Below are 17642 nucleotides of genomic sequence, written 5' to 3'. Positions count from 1 at the left end.
GTCCGGGGCGGCGACAGTCGGGTTCCTGACATTCGGTTGCATACGCGGTATGTAATTCTGGCGATCGTCGATGTGTCTCTCATCGATGACGACGCTTCCCGAAGGAGGAACGTTGCGCCGTAACAGAAGAAAGTTGGCCGGGCTCGGCCTCACCCTGGGCCTCGCGCTCGGCGTACCCGTGCCGGCGTCCGCCGCTCCCGCGACGGGCCCGGGCACCGCGGGCGCCCGCGCCGCCGCCCCGACGACCGCCGGCAAGCCGGTCACCGTCACCCTGATCACCGGCGACCAGGTCACCGTCACCACGTCCGGACAGGCCGCGGTTCGCCCCGGCGCCGGCCGGGCCGGCATCGGCTTCCTGGTCGGGCGGGACCGTGGTCACCTCTCCGTGCTGCCGCAGGACGCCCTGCCGCTGGTCCGGGCCGGCCGGGTCGACCGGCGGCTCTTCGACGTCACCGAGCTGATCGCGGCCGGCTACGACGACGCCCACCGGGACACGCTGCCGCTGCTGGTGTCGTACCGGCCCGGGGCGGCCCGACGCGCGGCGACCCCGGTCGCGGGCGCCCGGGTGACCCACGAGCTGCCGGCGATCGGCGGCGCGGCGCTGGTCGCGACGAAGGCCGACGCCGGCGCGGTCTGGGGTGCGGTCGCCGCCGGCCGGACCGGTGCCCGGGTCGACACGGCGGAGGGCGTCGACCGGGTCTGGCTGGACGGCCGGCGGCGGGTGACCCTCGACCACAGCGTGCCGCAGATCGGCACTCCGGCCGCCTGGACCGCCGGCTGGACCGGCAAGGGCGTCACGGTCGCGGTGCTCGACACCGGCGTCGACCTCAGCCACCCCGACCTCGCCGGCAAGGTCGCCGACTCGCGCAACTTCAGCGAGGCGACCGAGGCGGACGACGTGATCGGGCACGGCACCCACGTCGCCTCGATCATCGCCGGCAGCGGGGCCGCCTCCGGCGGCAGGTACCGGGGCGTCGCCCCCGACGCCACCCTGCTCTCCGGCAAGGTCTGCGAGAACCAGGGCTGCACCGAATCGGCGATCCTCGCCGGCATGCAGTGGGCCGCGGCCGAGAAGCACGCCGACGTGGTCAACATGAGCCTCAGTGGCGGGGACACCCCCGAGGTCGACCCGCTGGAGCAGGCGGTCGGGACGTTGACCGCGCAGACCGGCACCCTCTTCGTCGTCGCGGCCGGCAACGACGGCTTCGACGGCTCGGTAGGCTCGCCGGCCACCGCCGACGCCGCGCTGGCCGTCGGCGCGGTCGACCGGAACGACGCCCTGGCCGACTTCTCCAGCCGCGGGCCACGCGTCGGCGACGGCGGCCTCAAGCCGGACATCACCGCCCCGGCGTCGACATCGTGGCCGCCCGGGCCGCCAATGGCGTCATCGGCGACCCGGTGGGGGAGAAGTACGTCACCCTCTCCGGCACCTCCATGGCCACTCCGCACGTGGTCGGCGCGGTGGCGCTGCTGGCCCAGCAGCACCCGGACTGGACGGCCGGGCAGTACAAGGCCACCCTGATGGCCGCCGCGAAGCCGCACCCGGACCAGACGGCGTTCCAGCAGGGCGCCGGGCGGGTCGACGTGGCCCACGCGATCACCCAGCAGGTCACCAGCGACCCGGTCAGCGTCTCGTTCGGGGTGGCGGCCTGGCCGCACGGCGACGACCAGCCGATCGCGCGGACGGTGACCTACCGGAACGGCGGCAGCGTACCGCTCACCCTCGACCTCGAGGCCGAGGTCACCGGGCCGGAGGGGCACCCCGCGCCGGCCGGAATGTTCACCCTTAGCGCGTCCCGGCTCACCGTGCCGGCCGGCGGCACCGCTCAGGTCACCGTCACCGCGGACACCCGGCTCGGCGGAGTGGACGGCTACTGGACCGGGCGGCTGGTCGCCCGCGCCGGGGAGGCGGTGGCGGTCACCCCGCTGGCCGTCGACCGGGAGGTGGAGAGCTACGACCTGACGGTCGTCCACCGCGACCGGGCCGGCGCGTCCACCGGGGACTACTTCACCAGCCTGATCGGCCTGGACGGCTCGGCGTACCGGGACGTGTACGACCCGGACGGTGAGGCGCGGGTCCGCGTCCCCAAGGGTCGCTACGGCATGAGCAGCCTGCTCTACGTCCCCGGCGACGAGGGCTGGTCCGAGGTGTCCATGCTGGTCCAGCCCGAGCTGGTGGTGGACCGCGACCTGCGGCTCACCATCGACGCCCGGCAGGCGAAGCCGGTCCGGACCAGCGTGCCGCAGCGCGGGGCGGCCCCCCTGCTGATCGACCTCTCCGCGAACTGGGGCGTCGGGGACTACTACTTCGGGTTCGGGCTCTGGACGTTCAGCTTCGACGGGCTGTACACCGCCCAACTCGGCCGCGACGTTCCCGACACGCAGTTCGTGGGTGCCCTGGCCAGCCAGTGGGCCGAGCCGCAGGCCCCGGAGACCAGCCCGTACTTCTACGCGCTCAACGAGCTGTTCCCCGGCCGCTGGCCGACCGGGTACGTCCGGCACTACCGGACGGCCGACCTGGCCACGGCCGTGCACCAGTTCCGTGGCGGCTACCCGGGGCTGGAGAACGAGCGGATCGTCTTCCCCGAGTCGGACTACAACATCGGCGGCTCGGCGATCGTCGTGCCGGTCGCCCTGCCCGGCCGGCGGATCGAGCACTACAGCACGTCCCGGACCCAGTGGAGCTCCGAGCTGGACTTCGGCGCCCGCGGCGAGGACGGTTGGCTGGAGGTGCAGGCCGTGCTGCAGTCGGTGGACACCCGATACCGGGCCGGCCGGACCTACCGTGAGGAGTGGGGCTCCGCGCCGTACGGTCCGTCCTTCCCGCAGCCGCGCTGGCCGGCGCAGGGCATCACGCGCAACGGCGACACGATCGCCGTCAACCTGCCGGTGCACAGCGACGCCGCCGGTCACCCCGGTGGTTCCCGGCACGACACCGAGCAGACCGCGCTGTACCGCAACGGCAAGCTCGTCGGGGAGCAGCCGTACGCCGGGTACGGGGAATTCGCCGTCCCGCCGGGGGCGGCGGACTACCGGCTGGAGGTCTCCGGCGCCCGGAGCTTCACCGACCTGAGCACCGAGACGTCGGCCACCTGGACGTTCCGCTCGACGCACGTCCCGGGTGACGACTGGGCCCGGCTGCCCGCCATGGCGGTGCGCTTCGCGCCGTCGTTGTCGACCGACCAGAGCGCACCGGCCGGCCGGCCCTTCACCATCCCGGTGACGGTGGAACGGCAGCCCGGGGCGCCGGCCGCCACGGTCGCGGCGCTCACCGTCGACGTCTCGTACGACGGCGGCAAGACCTGGCGGAAGGCGGACCTGCACCGGACGGGCGCGGGCTGGGCGGCCACCGTCCGGCACCCGGCCGGCCCGGGGTACGTCTCGCTGCGCGCCACCGCCCGGGACAGCGCCGGCAACACCGTGTCCCAGCGGATCATCCAGGCGTACCGCCTGCGGTGAGTCGTCCGGGTCCGCGGTCTCCCCGCCGCGGACCCGACGGCGGACGGGCCGGGGCGGCCACCGCCCCGGCCCGTCCCGCGTCAGTCGTTGGCGTGCAGGGCCGCGTTCAGCTCGATGCCCCGGCCGGTACGCGGCTTCGTCTCCAGCGCTCCGGTGACCGAGTTGCGCCAGAAGAGCAGCCCGTCCACCCCGGAGAGCTCGCGGGCCTTGACCACCCGGCCGTCCGGCAGGGTGATCTTCGAGGCGGCGGTGATGTAGCAGCCGGCCTCCACCACACAGTCGTCGCCGAGCGAGATGCCCACCCCGGCGTTCGCGCCGATCAGGCTCCGCTCGCCGATCCGCACCTTGTCGGTGCCGCCGCCGGAGAGGGTGCCCATGATCGAGGCGCCACCGCCGATGTCGGAGCCGTCGCCGACCAGCACGCCCTGCACGATCCGCCCCTCGACCATGGAGGTGCCGAGGGTGCCGGCGTTGAAGTTGACGAAGCCCTCGTGCATGACGGTGGTGCCGGAGGCCAGGTACGCGCCGAGCCGGACCCGGTCCGCGTCGGCGATCCGCACGCCGGAGGGGACCACGTAGTCGGTCATCCGGGGGAACTTGTCCACGCCGTAGACGGCGAGGTGGCGGCCGGCGGCCCGCTCGATGACGCGCAGCTCGTCCACCCGCTCGGGTGGGCACGGCCCGGCCGAGGTCCAGGCCACGTTGGCCAGCTTGCCGAAGATGCCGTCGAGGTTGAGCTCGTTGGGCCGCACCAACCGGTGGGAGAGCAGGTGCAACCGGAGGTACGCGTCGGCCGCGTCCTTGATCGGATCGTCCAGCGAGCCGATCACGGTGACCACCTCGACCGTACGCAGGCCGGGCAGCGCCCGCGCGCCGACCGCGCCGGGCGGCAGGTCGAGCACGTCGGCCTGGTCCTCCCCGGGGACCAGCGGCAGCTCGCCGAGTCCCAGCTTGCCGGTCGGGTACCAGGTGTCGAGCACCTGGTCGTCAGCGGTGACGGTGGCCAGTCCGATGCCCCAGGCTGGTTCTGAGGACGTCACAGTTGCACCTTTCGTTCGCGGCTGGGGGCTCGCAAGCTCGTCTCCCATTCCCGCGCGACCGCGTCCCACGCGAGCCGCCCAGGAACGCTCGCTCCTCGTGCTCACCGCAGATGACGGTACCGTGCCAACCATGCAGAACCCGCTGACCCCCGAGGTCTTGGCTGATCCGGTGGCGCTGACCCGCGCCCTGGTCGACATAGAGTCCGTCTCCCTCAACGAGAAGGCCATTGCCGACTGCGTCGAGGATGTGCTGCGGGGTGTACCGCACCTGACCACGTTCCGGCACGGCAACACGGTGATGGCGCGCACCGACCTGGGCCGGGCGCAGCGGGTGGTGCTCGCGGGCCACCTGGACACCGTCCCGCTCAACAACAACTTCCCGTCCACCATGCGCGGCGACCTGATGTACGGCTGCGGCACCTCCGACATGAAGTCCGGGGTGGCCTTCGCGCTGCACCTGGCGGTGACCCTGCCCGACCCGCGCTACGACGTCACCTACTTCTTCTACGAGGCCGAGGAGATCGAGTCGAAGTACAACGGCCTCACCCTCGTCTCCCAGGCCCACCCCGAGTGGCTCCAGGCCGACTTCGCGGTGCTGCTGGAACCGACGTACGGGATCGTCGAGGCCGGCTGCCAGGGCACCATGCGGGCGATCGTGTCGACCACCGGCGTACGCGCCCACTCGGCGCGCTCCTGGCACGGGGTGAACGCCATCCACGCGGCCGGCGAGGTGCTGCGGCGCCTGGCGGCCTACGAGGCGCGGCGGGTCACCATCGACGGCTGCGACTACCGGGAGGGCATGAACGCGGTCCGCATCCACGGCGGAGTGGCCGGCAACGTGGTGCCGGACCGGTGCGAGGTCGAGGTCAACTACCGCTTCGCCCCGGACCGGACGCCCGAGCAGGCCGAGGCGCATCTGCGCGAGGTCTTCGCCGGCTTCGAGCTGGCGATCACCGACGCGGCGGCGGGTGCGCCGCCCGGCCTGACGGCCGCCCCCGCGCAGGAGTTCCTCGCCGCGGTGGGCGCCGCCCCGATCGGCAAGCTCGGCTGGACCGACGTGGCCCGGTTCGCGGCCATGGGCATCCCGGCGCTGAACTTCGGTCCCGGTGACCCGAACCTGGCCCACCACCCCGACGAGCACGTCGAGCTGACCAAGATCAGAGACGGCGCCGCCACGCTGCACCGCTGGCTCGCCGCCTGACCCCGGGTACGCGATCGGGGGGTCCGCGTCGGTGACGCGGACCCCCCGGGGTCGTTCCGGCGGACGGTCAGCCGGCCGTCGTCAGCGACGCGTCCGGCTCGGTGGTCTCACCGGTGAGGTCGGCGTGGTGGCCTTCCATCATGCGGGCGCGGCGGCGCTCGGCCACCACGTCGCGGATCCGCCGCTGCATCTGCCGGCGGATCCGGATCATCTCGGTGTTGCTGATCAACGCTGGCTCCCTCCCCCGAAGGTCGCGCCCGGGGCATACCCCGTATGTGAATAGTAAGACGTACGAGCGAGCGAATTAGTTGCCCAAGATCGCCAAGAATTTCTCCGGCTCGCCCGGCTCCGCACCACACTGCGGTGGCTCCACTACGGTGGCTCCATGAGCCAGAGCAACGGGCGGCAACCCGGCCGCGGGCCGAGGGGAGAACGGCACCGTGGTGCCGTCACGCTGCGCAACCGGGCCATCCCGACCAGCACAGCCGACCAGCGGCTGCTGGACTCCCGGGGCCGGGGAGACTGGAAGACCAGGGACGCCTGGCGGGCGCTGCGGATCCTCTCCGAATTTGTCGAGGGCTTCGACACCCTCGCCGATCTGCCGCCGGCGGTCAGTGTCTTCGGCTCGGCCCGCGCCAAGCCGGATAGCCCCGAGTGCCGGCTCGCCGAGGAGTTGGGCGCCGCCCTGGCCCGCGCCGGCTACGCGGTGATCACCGGCGGCGGCCCGGGCGTGATGGAGGCGGCCAACCGGGGGGCCAGCGAGGCGGGTGGGCTCTCCGTCGGGCTCGGCATCGAGCTGCCGTTCGAGCAGGGCATCAACGAGTGGGTCGACCTGGCCATCGACTTCCGCTACTTCTTCGCCCGCAAGACCATGTTCGTCAAGTACGCCCAGGCGTTCGTGGTGCTGCCCGGCGGCTTCGGCACCATGGACGAGCTGTTCGAGGCACTCACCCTGGTGCAGACCGGCAAGGTCACCCGCTTCCCCGTGGTGCTGATGGGCATCGACTACTGGCGGGGCCTGATCGACTGGCTGCGGGACAGCATGGCCGGCGAGGGCAAGATCGGCCCGACCGACCTGGAGCTGATCTGCCTCACCGACGACGTCGAGGAGGCGGTCCGGCACATCGTGGAGGCCGAGGCGGTGCTCTCCGCCGAGCAGGAGGCGATCCGCGAGGAGGCGGTCGCCCGGGTCGCCGCCGACCAGCAGGCCGCCGCCGAGGCCGCGCCCGAGCCCGCGTCTGAGGATCCGGCCAGGTCTGCTGCCGGGCCGTCGGCGGGGCTCTCACCCGAGCCCGCGCCCGAGGGCCCGGCCGGGGACCAGCCCGGGGACCGGCCGGCGGGGCGGGGCTGACCGTGGCCGCGATCTGCGTGTTCTGCGCGTCCTCCCGTACCCTCGACCAGCGCTGGCTTGACCTGGCGGCCGAGACCGGCGCGGAGCTGGCCCGGCGCGGGCACACCCTGGTCAGCGGCGGCGGCTGCGTCGGCATGATGGGCGCGGTGGCGGACGGCGCGCGGGCCGCCGGCGGCTACACCCTCGGGGTGATCCCGCAGGCCCTGGTCGACCTGGAGGTCGCCGACCTGGCCGCCGACGAGCTGCTGGTCACCGACGGGATGGCCAGCCGAAAGAACCTGATGATCGACAAGTCGGACGCCTTCATCACCCTGCCCGGCGGGCTCGGCACCCTCGACGAACTGTTCGAGGTGTGGACCACGGCCACCCTCGCCCTGCACGCCAAGCCGATGGTGCTGGTGGACGCGGACGGCTTCTACCGACCGCTGCTCGACTGGCTGCGCACCCTCGCCGACCACCACTTCCTCAAGCCGGCGGGCCTCGACCTCCTCCTGGTCGCCGACACCGTCCCCGCCGCCCTGGACCTCCTCGACACCCACCTCACCTGACCCGCCCCCCACCCCCACCTCCACCCGGCCCCGCGCCCGCTCCAGGCCCGTTGATCATGAGGTTGACCGTGAAGTTGATCTCCGCGGGTGCCGCCAACCTCATGATCAAGCAGAAGGGGCGGGTGGGGGCGGTGGGGTGTCGTACCGGCGTGGTGGGATGAGGCGGTGCAGGCGTACCGGTTGGTGCGCCGGCCTGGCGGGGCGGCGACGGGGGTCGGCCGTGCCGGCGGGGCGGGGCAGGGGGTCGGTCGGCCCGGTGTTGGGGCGACCTTGGCGGAGCCGCGATCCGGGGGGTCGGCGGACGATGCCGCCTACCCGCCGCCGCGCCGGTCCGACCCGGCACAGGCCGAGGTGGTCGCGCACACCGACGGGCCGATGCTGGTGGTCGGCGGCCCGGGCACCGGCAAGACCGACACGCTCATCGAGGCGGTCGCCGCGCGGGTGGCGGAGGGCGTCGACCCCGAGCGCATCCTGGTGCTCACCTTCAGCCGGCGGGGCGCCACCGACCTGCGCCACCGCATCGAGGCGCGGATCGCCGGCGCGGGCCAGCCTCACCAGAGCGGGCGCGCGGCCAGCAGTCCGCCCGCGGCGAGCAGCACCGCGACCCGGCCCGCCCGGGTGGTCCGCGAGCCGCTGGTCCGCACCTTCCCGGCGTTCGGGTTCGGCCTGCTCCGCCGGGCCGCCGCCGAGCGGGGCGAGCCGTCGCCCCGGCTGCTCACCGGTCCCGAGCAGGATCTGATCATCCGCGAGCTGCTCGACGTGGTCGGCGAGGAGCCCGCGGACGACCCCGTCGGCTGGCCGGCGGACCTGCGCCCCGCGCTGCGGACCCGGGCGTTCGCGCAGCAGCTCCGCGACCTGCTGATGCGCGCCGCCGAGCGGGGCGTCGGCCCGGTCGAGCTGGCCCGCCTGGGGGAGAAGCTGGGCCGCGCCGACTGGCCGGCCGCCGCCCGCTTCCTCCGGGAGTACGTGGCTGTGCTCGCCCTGCGCGACGTGAGCAACCGGGGTTCGATCGCGTACGACCCGGCGGAGCTGGTCCGGGCCGCCACCGGGATGCTGCGCGACGACCCGGAGCTGCTGGCGGCCGAGCGCCGCCGGTTGGCCCACATCTACGTTGACGAGCTCGCCGACACCGACCCCGCCCAGCTCGAGCTGCTCGCCGTCCTCGCCGGCGGGGGCAGGTCCCTGGTCGCCTTCGCCGACCCGGACTCCTCCACGTACGCCTTCCGGGGCGCCGACCCGGCCGGCGTGACCACCTTCCCGCACCGGTTCCGCACCGCCTCCGGGGCGCCGGCCGCGCAGGTCACGCTGACCACGTCCTACCGGGCCGGTCCGGAGCTGCTGGCCGCGACCGCCCGGCTGGCCCGCCGGCTGCGCGGCCCGGCGGGGCACCGGCGGCTGCGTCCGCTGCCCGACGCGCCGCCCGGCACGGTCGAGGTACGCACCTTCCGCTCGGCGACCAGCGAGTCCGCCTGGCTGGCCCACGCCCTGCGCGAGGCGCACCTGCTCGACGGGGTGCCCTGGTCCCGGATGGCGGTGCTGGTCCGCTCCACCGGCCGGCAGTTGCCGTCGCTGCAACGCGCCCTGCACACCGCCGGCGTGCCGACCGTGGTGCACGGCGAGGACCTGCCGCTGCACCTCCAGCCCGGGGTGGCCCCGCTGCTGCTCCTGCTCCGCTGCGCCCTTGAGCCAGACCGGCTGGACGAGGAGGCCGCGATCGCCCTGCTGCACTCGCCGCTCGGTGGCGCCGACCCGCTCGCCGAGCGGCGGCTGCGCCAGGGGCTGCGCGCGCTCGCGCTGGCTGCCGGCGACCGCCGCCCGTCCGGCGAGCTGATCGTCGAGGCGCTGGGCGACCCGGCCGAGCTGGCCACCATCGAGCGGCGCTGGGCGGCGCCCGCCCAGGCGGTGGCGCGCCTGCTGGCGACCGCCCGGCAGGCCGCGGCCACGCCCGGGGCCACGGCAGAGGACGTGCTCTGGGCGGTGTGGCGGGAGAGCGGGCTGGCCGAGCGCTGGGCCGGCGCGATCACCCGGGGCCGGGCGGCCACCGGCGAGCACGAGACCGCGCAGCGCTGGCGGGCGGAGGCCGCCGACCGGGATCTCGACGCGGTGCTGGTGCTCTTCGACGCGGCGGCCCGGTTCACCGACCGGCTGCCCGGTGCGCGTACCGAGGTCTTCCTCGACCACGTGCTCGGGCAGGACCTGCCGGCCGACACCCTGGCCGCCAGCGCCGACCGGGGCGAGGCGGTACGCCTGCTCACCGCGCACGCCGCCAAGGGCCTGGAGTGGGACCTGGTCGCGATCGCCGGGGTGCAGGAGGGCGTCTGGCCGGACCTGCGGCTGCGGGGCAGCCTGCTCGGCTCGGAACGGCTGGTCGACGTGCTCGCCGGCCGGGCCGACGACACCGGGGTCCGGGCCAGCATGGTCGGGCAGACCTCGGCACTGCTCGACGAGGAGCGGCGGCTGTTCCACGTCGCGGTCAGCCGGGCCCGGCGTCGACTGCTGGTCACCGCGGTCGCGTCCGCGGCGGTGGGCGGCGACGACCACGAGGAGCAGCCCAGCCGCTTCCTGCACGAGCTGGGTGCCACCGAGCCGCCGGCGACCGGTGGCGGCACGGCCCCCGCCGGCCCCGACCCGGCGCCGAAGCCGGCCGGTCCCGGCACCGCACCACCCGACGACGGGCCGGTGCCGACCGTCGACGAGGACCCGCAGGAGGCGCCGCCGGCGGCCCTGCCGGTCACCCTGCCGCCGCGCGGGCTCACCCTGTCCGCGCTGGTGGCGGAGCTGCGTACCGCGGTCACCGACCCGGCGGCGCCGCCCACCCGGCGGCACGCGGCGGCGGCCGAACTGGCCCGGATGGCCGCCGCCGGGGTGCCCGGCGCCCACCCCGACGACTGGTGGGGGCTGCGCGGCCTCTCGGACGACCGGCCGCTGGTCGACGAGGGCGAGCCGGTCCGGGTCACCCCGTCGGCGATGGAGAGCGCGCTCCGGTGCAGCCTGCGCTGGCTGCTCGAACGGCACGGCGGCAGCGCCCCGGCCAGCGCCGCGCAGGGTGTCGGCAACCTGGTGCACGCCGCCGCGATGCTGGCCGAGGACGCCAGCGTCGACCGGACCACCCTGCTGGAGTACGTGGCCGCCCGGTTCGACGCGATCGAGCTGGCCGCCCGCTGGATGGTCGGCCCGGAACGCGCCCGCGCCGAGGCCATGGTGGACAAACTGCTCCGCTGGCTGGCCGGCAACCCGCGCCGGCTGCTCGCCATCGAGCACGAGTTCGCGGTACGCCTCGACGACCCGCACCGGCCCGTCGAGCTGGCCGGCCGGGTGGACCGGCTGGAGGTCGACGCCGAGGGGCGGCTCGTGGTGATCGACCTGAAGACCGGCAAGTCGACCGCCGTCACCGAGCGGGAGGTGGCCGAGCACCCGCAGCTCGGGGCGTACCAGGCAGCGGTCGAGGCGGGGGGCTTCGGTGAGTTCGGCGCCGAGTCCGGGGGCGCCGCACTCGTGCAGCTCGGCACGTCGGCCAAGGACGCCAAGGAGCAGACCCAGGCCGCGGCCGGGGAGGGACCGGCGGCCGGCTGGGCGACGGCGCTGGTCCGGCGTACCGCGGATACCATGGCCGCGGCCACCTTCGCCGCGGTCGCCAACTCGAAGTGCCGGGTCTGCCCGGTCCGGACGAGCTGCCCGGTGTCCGGCCAGGGGCGCCAGGTAGTGGAACCGCCGACCGACCCAGCGCCCCGGGAAGAGTGAGCGCGAGGACGATGCCGTGACCCAGCCCGCGCTCTTCGGCGCCGCCACCACCCCGGCGCCGCGGACCGTCGACTCCGGCCCGCGCTATACCCCGGTCGAGCTGGCGAAGTTGTTGCGGCTGCCGGCGCCCACCCGGGAGCAGGCGGCGATCATCGCCGCACCGGTCGAGCCGCTGCTCGTGGTCGCCGGTGCCGGCTCGGGCAAGACCGAGACGATGGCCGCCCGGGTGGTCTGGCTGGTCGCCAACCAGTACGTGCGACCGGAGCAGATCCTCGGCCTCACCTTCACCCGCAAGGCCGCCGGCGAGCTGGCGCACCGGGTGCGTACCCGGCTCGACCAGCTCATCCGCCGGCTCGGCCGGAGGGGCCGGGACCCGCACGACGACCTGCTCGCGGGCGAGCCGACGGTCTCCACCTACCACTCGTACGCCGGGCGGATCGTCACCGAGCACGGGCTGCGCGCCGGGTACGAGCCGACCACCCGGCTGCTCACCGAGGCGTCCCGCTGGCAGCTCGTCGACCTGCTGGTGCGCAACTACGACGGGGACATGTCCGAGGTGGACCGGATGCCCAGCACCATCACCGACGCGGTGCTGGCGCTGGCCGGGGAGCTGGACGAGCACCTCGTCGACCCGGACGAGCTGGCCGCCTGGACCGGCCGGTTCTATGCCGAGGTGCAGTCCCGCCCCGGCCGGGTCTACGCCGACGTACGGAAGGCGTTGCAGTTCCAGCGGACCCGGTTGAAGCTGCTGCCGCTGGTCCGCGCGTACGCCCGGCGCAAGGACGACTTCGAGGCGATGGACTTCGCCGACCAGCTCGCCCGGGCCGCCCGGGTGGCCCGGGACCACCCCGGCGTCGGGGTGATCGAGCGGGACCGGTTCCGGGTGGTGCTGCTCGACGAGTACCAGGACACCAGCCACGCCCAGGTGGTGCTGCTCAACGCGCTCTTCGGCGGCGGCCACCCGGTCACCGCGGTCGGCGACCCCTGCCAGTCCATCTACGGCTGGCGCGGCGCCAGCGCCGGCACGCTGGACCGGTTCCCCACCGAGTTCGCCCGCACCGACGGCACCCCGGCTCAGGTGCTGAGCCTCACCACGAGCTGGCGCAACCGGCCAGAGATCCTCGGCGTGGCCAACGCGCTGTCGGTGCCGCTGCGCGCGGCCGGCGCCCGGGTGCCCGAGCTGCACGCCGCGTTCAGCGTCCGCGAACCGATCCCGCACCGCAGCCCCCGCGGCCAGGCGGCCGGCACCGTGCACTGCGCGCTCCTCGAGACGTACGCCGACGAGGCCGAGTGGATCGCCGACAGCGTGCTCGCCGCCTGGCGCGGGGCGGCCGGGATGCCGGACGCGCTGCCCGAGCACATCCCGGTGCCCCGGCGGCCCACCACCGCCGTGCTGGTCCGGCTGCGCAGCCAGATCCCCGCCATCGAGTCGGCACTGCGCGCCCGGGGTCTGCCGGTCGAGGTGGTCGGGCTCGGCGGCCTGCTGGACACCCCCGAGGTCCGGGACGTGGTCTGCACGCTGCGGGTGCTCGCCGACCCGACCGACGGGGCGGCGCTGCTGCGGCTGCTCACCGGGGCGCGCTGGCGGATCGGGCCGCGTGACCTGGTCGCCCTGCACCGGCGGGCGAAGGCCATCGCGAAGGCGCGCCGGGAGCTGGCCGGCGAGGACGGGCCGGAGATCACCGTGGACGCGCTGGACGAGGCCACACTGGTCGAGGCGCTCGCCGATCTCGGGCCCGCGCCAGCGTACTCGGCGGAGGGGTACGCCCGGCTGCGGTCGTACGGGATGGAGCTGGCGCTGCTGCGCTACCGGCTGGACCAGTCCCTGCCGGAGCTGATCGCGGACATCGAGCGGACCATCGGCCTGGACGTGGAGGTGGCGGTCCGGGCCGGCCGGGACGGCACCGGCGACGCCGGACTGGCCCGTGGCCACCTGGACGCGCTCGGTGACGTGGCGGCCCGGTTCTCCGGCGAGACGCCCGGCGCCACCCTCGCCGGCTTCCTCGCCTACCTGGCCGCGGCCGAGGACGAGGAGCGCGGCCTCACCCCCGGCGAGGTCGAGGTGGTGGAGGGCGCGGTGCAGATCCTCACGGCGCACGCCGCCAAGGGCCTGGAGTGGGACGTGGTGGCGGTGGCCGGGCTGACCCGGGGGGTCTGGCCGGGGCCGGTCCGCAACTCCGACCACTGGCTGGGCGGGCTGGGCGTGCTGCCGTTCCCGCTGCGCGGCGACGCCGACGGGCTGCCCGAGCTGGGCCTGGCCGGGGCGGAGGACCAGCGGGGGGTGGCCCGGGCGCTGGAGGACTTCACCGACGCCTGGCGGGCGCACGACGAGCGGGAGGAGCGCCGGCTGGCGTACGTGGCGGTGACCCGGCCTCGGCGGCTGCTGCTCTGCTCCGGCTACTGGTGGGGGGAGGGCACGAAGAAGTTCCGCGGTCCCTCGGTGTTCCTGCGCGAGGTGCACGACGCCGGCCTGGCCGGCGCGGACGGGCACCTGGTCGACGAGTGGGCGCCCGAGCCGGCCGGCGACGCGGTGAACCCCACCACCGAGACGGTGCTCCGGGCCGAGTGGCCGGCCGACCCGCTCGGTGCCCGCCGCCCGGCGCTGGCCGAGGCCGCCGTGCTGGTCCGTCGCTACCTCGCCGATCCCGAGGCGGCCCGCCGCGAGGCCGCGCTGTCGCCAGGGCCCACCCCGGCCCGCCGCGAGGCCGCGGTGCCGCCGGGGCCCGCCCCGGTTGCCGACGTGGCCGAGCAGCCGGCCCGGGGAGCCGGCGAGCCGTCCGCCGGGGACCCCGAGGTGGTCCGCTGGCGGCGGGAGGCCGACCTGCTCCTCGCCGAGCGGGCCGAGCTGGCCCGCCGCGCCGAGGCGGTCGAGGTGGAACTGCCCGGCCATCTGTCGGTGACCCAGCTGGTGGCGCTGCGGCGCGACCCGGAGGCCCTGGCCCGGGCGCTGCGCCGACCGATGCCCGCCGAGCCCAACCCGTACGCCCGGCGCGGCACCGCGTTCCACGCCTGGCTGGAACAGCGCTTCGGCGCCGATCGACTGCTCGACGTGGACGAGTTACCCGGCGCGGCGGACGACGACGCCGCCCCGGACGAGGCGCTCACCGAGCTGCAGGAGCGTTTCCTGGCCAGCGAGTGGGCCGACCGGGTGCCGGTGGAGGTGGAGGTGCCGTTCGCCACGGTGATCGCGGGGGTGGTGGTCCGGGGGCGGATGGACGCCGTCTTCGCCCGCCCCGGCGGCCGGTACGACGTGGTCGACTGGAAGACCGGCCGGCAGCCCGGCGGGCGGGAGGCCGACGCGGCCGCGGTGCAGCTGGCCGTCTACCGGTTGGCCTGGGCCGAGCTGGCCGGCGTACCGGTCGAGCGGGTGGGCGCCGCCTTCCACTACGTCCGGGACGGGGTCACCGTCCGCCCCGCCGACCTGCTCGACGCCGCCGGGCTGACCGCGCTGGTCGCCGGGGTGCCGGAAATTTCTCCGGACGTCCCGGCGTTGCCCAATCCGTGATAGGTTAGGCGCGTTGCAGTTTTGGTTTCCAGAGACTCTGTGTGCGCCTGGCGGATTGTGGCCCCAGGCGCTCTTTGTTGTGTCCGGAGTTCTCCGGGCGGGGCGACCAGAAGCGACAGGCGGTCCACGCATCCGACGCGTGGGGCGCTCCTCTTTCGGCCCGCAACAGGTGCGGGTTCGAACGTTCCGTCAAGGAGACGAAACAAATGGCTATTGGCACCGTCAAGTGGTTCAACGCTGACAAGGGCTTCGGCTTCATCACCCCGGACGGCGGCGGCGCCGACGTCTTCGCCCACTTCTCGGCGATCCAGTCCTCCGGCTACCGGAGCCTGGACGAGAACCAGCGGGTCGAGTTCGAGGTGACCCAGGGCCAGAAGGGCCCGCAGGCGGAGAACATCCGCCCGCTCTGATCTTCGGATCGACCAGTAACACCCACCACGCCCTCCGGGTGTGGTGACCGACCGGTCCGCCGCGCCGCCCACCCGTACCGCGGGCGCGGCGCGCTGCGGCGGACCGGTCCGCACCCCTTCGGTTCGTGCTTGTGAGTCCCGGCGGACGAGTCCGCCCGGACAGCGCCGTTTCCCGGCGCCCTCCCTCGACACGTGCCGCGTCGAGGAAGGTCTTCGCATGACCACCGTCATTCCGTCGTTCGCCCATACCGGGCTGGCTCCGGCGCTGCTCGCCGAACTCTCCGCCCAGGGCATCACCGAGCCGTTCCCGATCCAGTCGGCGACGTTGCCGGACTCGCTCGCCGGCCGGGACGTGCTCGGCCGGGGCCGTACCGGCTCCGGCAAGACGCTCGCCTTCGGGCTTCCGCTGCTCTCCCGCACCGCCGGTCGTCGGGCCCGCCCGGGCCGTCCACTCGCCCTGGTGCTGGTGCCGACCCGTGAGCTCGCCCAGCAGGTCAACACGGCACTCGCCCCGTACGCCCGCGCCGTCGGGCTGCGCTGCGCCACCGTGGTCGGTGGCCTCTCCATGCAGCGTCAGGCGGACGCGCTGCGCGCTGGTGCCGAGGTGGTCGTGGCCACCCCGGGCCGGCTGCACGACCTGATCAACCGGGGTGACGCCCGGCTCGACCAGGTCGCGATCACCGTGCTCGACGAGGCCGACCAGATGGCCGACATGGGCTTCCTGCCGCAGGTTGTCAAGCTGCTGGAGCAGGTCGCACCGGACGGCCAGCGGATGCTCTTCTCCGCCACCCTGGACGGCGGTGTCGACAAGCTGGTCCGCCGATTCCTGACCAACCCGGTGTCGCATTCGGTCGACCCTGGCACCGCCACGGTGACCGGGATGACGCACCACGTGCTGCACGTCGACGCCGTCGACAAGCCGGCCGCGCTGGCCCAGATCGCCGCCCGCGAGGGCCGCACCATCCTGTTCATGGGAACCAAGCACCGCGCCGATCGGCTCGCCCGCCAGTTGCTGGCCAAGGGGGTACGCGCCGCCGCGCTGCACGGCGGCAAGTCGCAGCCGCAGCGCACCCGGATCCTCGAGCAGTTCCGTACCGGTCAGGTGACCGCGCTGGTGGCGACCGATGTGGCGGCCCGCGGCATCCACGTCGACGGGCTCGACATGGTCGTCAACGTGGATCCCCCGACGGAGGCGAAGGACTACCTGCACCGGGGTGGGCGTACCGCTCGAGCGGGGGAGTCCGGCACGGTGGTCACCCTGGTCCTGCCCGAGCAACGCCGGGACGTGGCCCGCTTGATGAGCGCGGCTGGCATCAGGCCGCAGTCGAGGCAGGTTCACCCCGGCGGCGAGGCCCTCGCCGAGGTGACCGGTGCCCGCGAGCCGTCCGGCGTGCCGGTGACGATCACCGCCCCGCAGCCGGCTCCCACCTCGCGGCCGCATAGGGCGGGCGGGGCCGACGGCACCCGCTCCCCGCACCGCACCGCCAGCCGCTCGCGCCGTCCGCGTCGTCCCCGATCCGCCTGATCACTCAGCAGGCCACGGCGGAAAGTGCCCCCCGAGGCCGCCACGGTGCGGTCGAGACACCGGGGTGACGGCCCGCCCCTGGGTCGGGGATCAGCGGTGGTTGCGTCCGATGGGCGACTGCGTGCAGCCGTCGTTCCCGCGATACTCGCCTCTCGGGGAATGCGGCTGGGCGAACCGGCCGAGCGCGGAGGGGGGACCATGGCGAGCGACGCCGGCTCGGCGGAGGTGCGCGAGCTGCTGCTGGTCCTCGCGGTCGCGGGGGCGGGGCTGCTGCTCGCCATGGCGGTGGCGTTCGGTCCCTGGCACCCGACGTCGGACGGATCCGCCCGCGCCGGGCTGGTCGAGTTGCACAGCCCGGCTGGGTGGGACACCGATCCCGTCGCGAGCTGACCCCGGAAGGGTCGACAGTCGAGGTCAGCGCGCGGCGGAGCGGTCGGCCAGCAGGTCGGCCAGTGTGGTGCGGTCCACCACCTGGGCGATCGCGCCGTCGACCGCCAGCCACACGTCCCGTAGGCCGGTGGCCACCCCGTGGTAGCCGGCCCGGTCGGCGGGCATGCCCCGGACGCTGGTCAGCGCGCCGCCGACCGCGCGCAGGACGTCACCCACGCTGATCTCGCCCGCGGCCCGGGTGAGGGCGTACCCGCCCTCGGTGCCGCGATGGCTGTGCAGCAGCCCGGCCCGACGTAGGTCGAGCAGGATGCCCTGGAGAAAGCTGAGCGGGATGTCCTGGCGCTCGGCCAGGCTCGCCGCCTTCACCAGTTCGCTGCCGCTGAGCCCGCCGTCGCCTGTGGACCCGGCGGCGTCGGCGACGGCGAGCATGGCCCGGAGCGCGTAGTCGGCGCGCGCGGAGACGTACACGGCG

The 17642-nt window shown here is 74.8% G+C and carries 10 protein-coding genes and 2 pseudogenes; 9 read left to right on the top strand and 3 right to left on the bottom strand.

The features are described from left to right. The first annotated feature begins 85 nt into the window (after positions 1-85). Positions 86-3459 (top strand): annotated as a pseudogene (locus A6A27_RS12630) (S8 family serine peptidase). 80 nt (positions 3460-3539) lie between these two features. On the opposite strand, the gene dapD reads toward A6A27_RS12630, so the two are convergent. Then, a complete protein-coding gene (gene dapD / locus A6A27_RS12625) occupies positions 3540-4547 on the bottom strand; it encodes a 2,3,4,5-tetrahydropyridine-2,6-dicarboxylate N-succinyltransferase (protein ID WP_443189969.1) in 1008 nt (335 codons plus the stop codon). 82 nt (positions 4548-4629) lie between these two features. On the opposite strand from dapD, the gene dapE reads away from it, so the two are divergent. After that, positions 4630-5700: a succinyl-diaminopimelate desuccinylase gene (dapE, locus tag A6A27_RS12620; protein WP_073834954.1), complete on the top strand. Its 1071-nt coding sequence runs from the start codon at positions 4630-4632 to the stop codon at positions 5698-5700. Between the two features lie 67 nt (positions 5701-5767). Here dapE and A6A27_RS44970 read toward each other — a convergent pair whose 3' ends face one another. Next, positions 5768-5929, bottom strand: a complete 162-nt coding sequence (locus A6A27_RS44970; protein ID WP_198940282.1) for a hypothetical protein — start codon at positions 5927-5929, stop codon at positions 5768-5770. 156 nt (positions 5930-6085) lie between these two features. Between A6A27_RS44970 and A6A27_RS12615 the strand changes: the two are divergent. From A6A27_RS12615 to A6A27_RS12585, 7 genes and pseudogenes are all read left to right on the top strand, one after another. Continuing rightward, positions 6086-6919: pseudogene (locus tag A6A27_RS12615) on the top strand (TIGR00730 family Rossman fold protein); the annotation flags it as partial. Between the two features lie 134 nt (positions 6920-7053). Beyond that, positions 7054-7599 (top strand): TIGR00730 family Rossman fold protein, encoded by a 546-nt coding sequence (locus A6A27_RS12610; protein WP_073834771.1) that lies wholly within the window; start codon positions 7054-7056, stop codon positions 7597-7599. Between the two features lie 165 nt (positions 7600-7764). Continuing rightward, complete coding sequence (locus tag A6A27_RS12605) at positions 7765-11340, top strand: ATP-dependent helicase (protein ID WP_073834770.1); 3576 nt, start codon at positions 7765-7767, stop codon at positions 11338-11340. A gap of 16 nt (positions 11341-11356) precedes the next feature. After that, positions 11357-14845 (top strand): ATP-dependent helicase, encoded by a 3489-nt coding sequence (locus tag A6A27_RS12600; RefSeq protein WP_073834769.1) that lies wholly within the window; start codon positions 11357-11359, stop codon positions 14843-14845. A 206-nt stretch (positions 14846-15051) separates the two neighbouring features. After that, entirely contained in the window at positions 15052-15255 is a 204-nt protein-coding gene (cspE, locus tag A6A27_RS12595; RefSeq protein WP_007464836.1) for a transcription antiterminator/RNA stability regulator CspE, read from the top strand. Positions 15256-15472: 217 nt separating this feature from the next. Beyond that, positions 15473-16780, top strand: coding sequence for a DEAD/DEAH box helicase (locus A6A27_RS12590; RefSeq protein WP_073834768.1), 1308 nt, complete (start codon positions 15473-15475; stop codon positions 16778-16780). A 198-nt stretch (positions 16781-16978) separates the two neighbouring features. After that, positions 16979-17170, top strand: a complete 192-nt coding sequence (locus tag A6A27_RS12585) for a hypothetical protein (RefSeq protein ID WP_073834767.1) — start codon at positions 16979-16981, stop codon at positions 17168-17170. Between the two features lie 24 nt (positions 17171-17194). Here A6A27_RS12585 and A6A27_RS12580 read toward each other — a convergent pair whose 3' ends face one another. Next, on the bottom strand, positions 17195-17638 hold the full coding sequence (locus A6A27_RS12580) for an RrF2 family transcriptional regulator (protein ID WP_073834766.1): 444 nt from the start codon (positions 17636-17638) through the stop codon (positions 17195-17197). Between the last annotated feature and the right edge of the window lie 4 nt (positions 17639-17642).

Source organism: Micromonospora sp. CB01531 (genome assembly GCF_001905095.1).
Taxonomy (GTDB): Bacteria; Actinomycetota; Actinomycetes; order Mycobacteriales; family Micromonosporaceae; genus Micromonospora.
The sequence above is the reverse complement of the archived record's forward strand: the minus strand, read 5'-3'. Positions and strand labels throughout refer to the sequence as shown.

Coding starts and splice junctions, on each gene's coding strand:
- dapD (WP_443189969.1), bottom strand. CDS start 4,547: ATGGGAGACGAGCTTGCGAGCCCCCAGCCGCGAACGAAAGGTGCAACT.
- dapE (WP_073834954.1), top strand. CDS start 4,630: ATGCAGAACCCGCTGACCCCCGAGGTCTTGGCTGATCCGGTGGCGCTG.
- cspE (WP_007464836.1), top strand. CDS start 15,052: ATGGCTATTGGCACCGTCAAGTGGTTCAACGCTGACAAGGGCTTCGGC.
- A6A27_RS12590 (WP_073834768.1), top strand. CDS start 15,473: ATGACCACCGTCATTCCGTCGTTCGCCCATACCGGGCTGGCTCCGGCG.
- A6A27_RS12585 (WP_073834767.1), top strand. CDS start 16,979: ATGGCGAGCGACGCCGGCTCGGCGGAGGTGCGCGAGCTGCTGCTGGTC.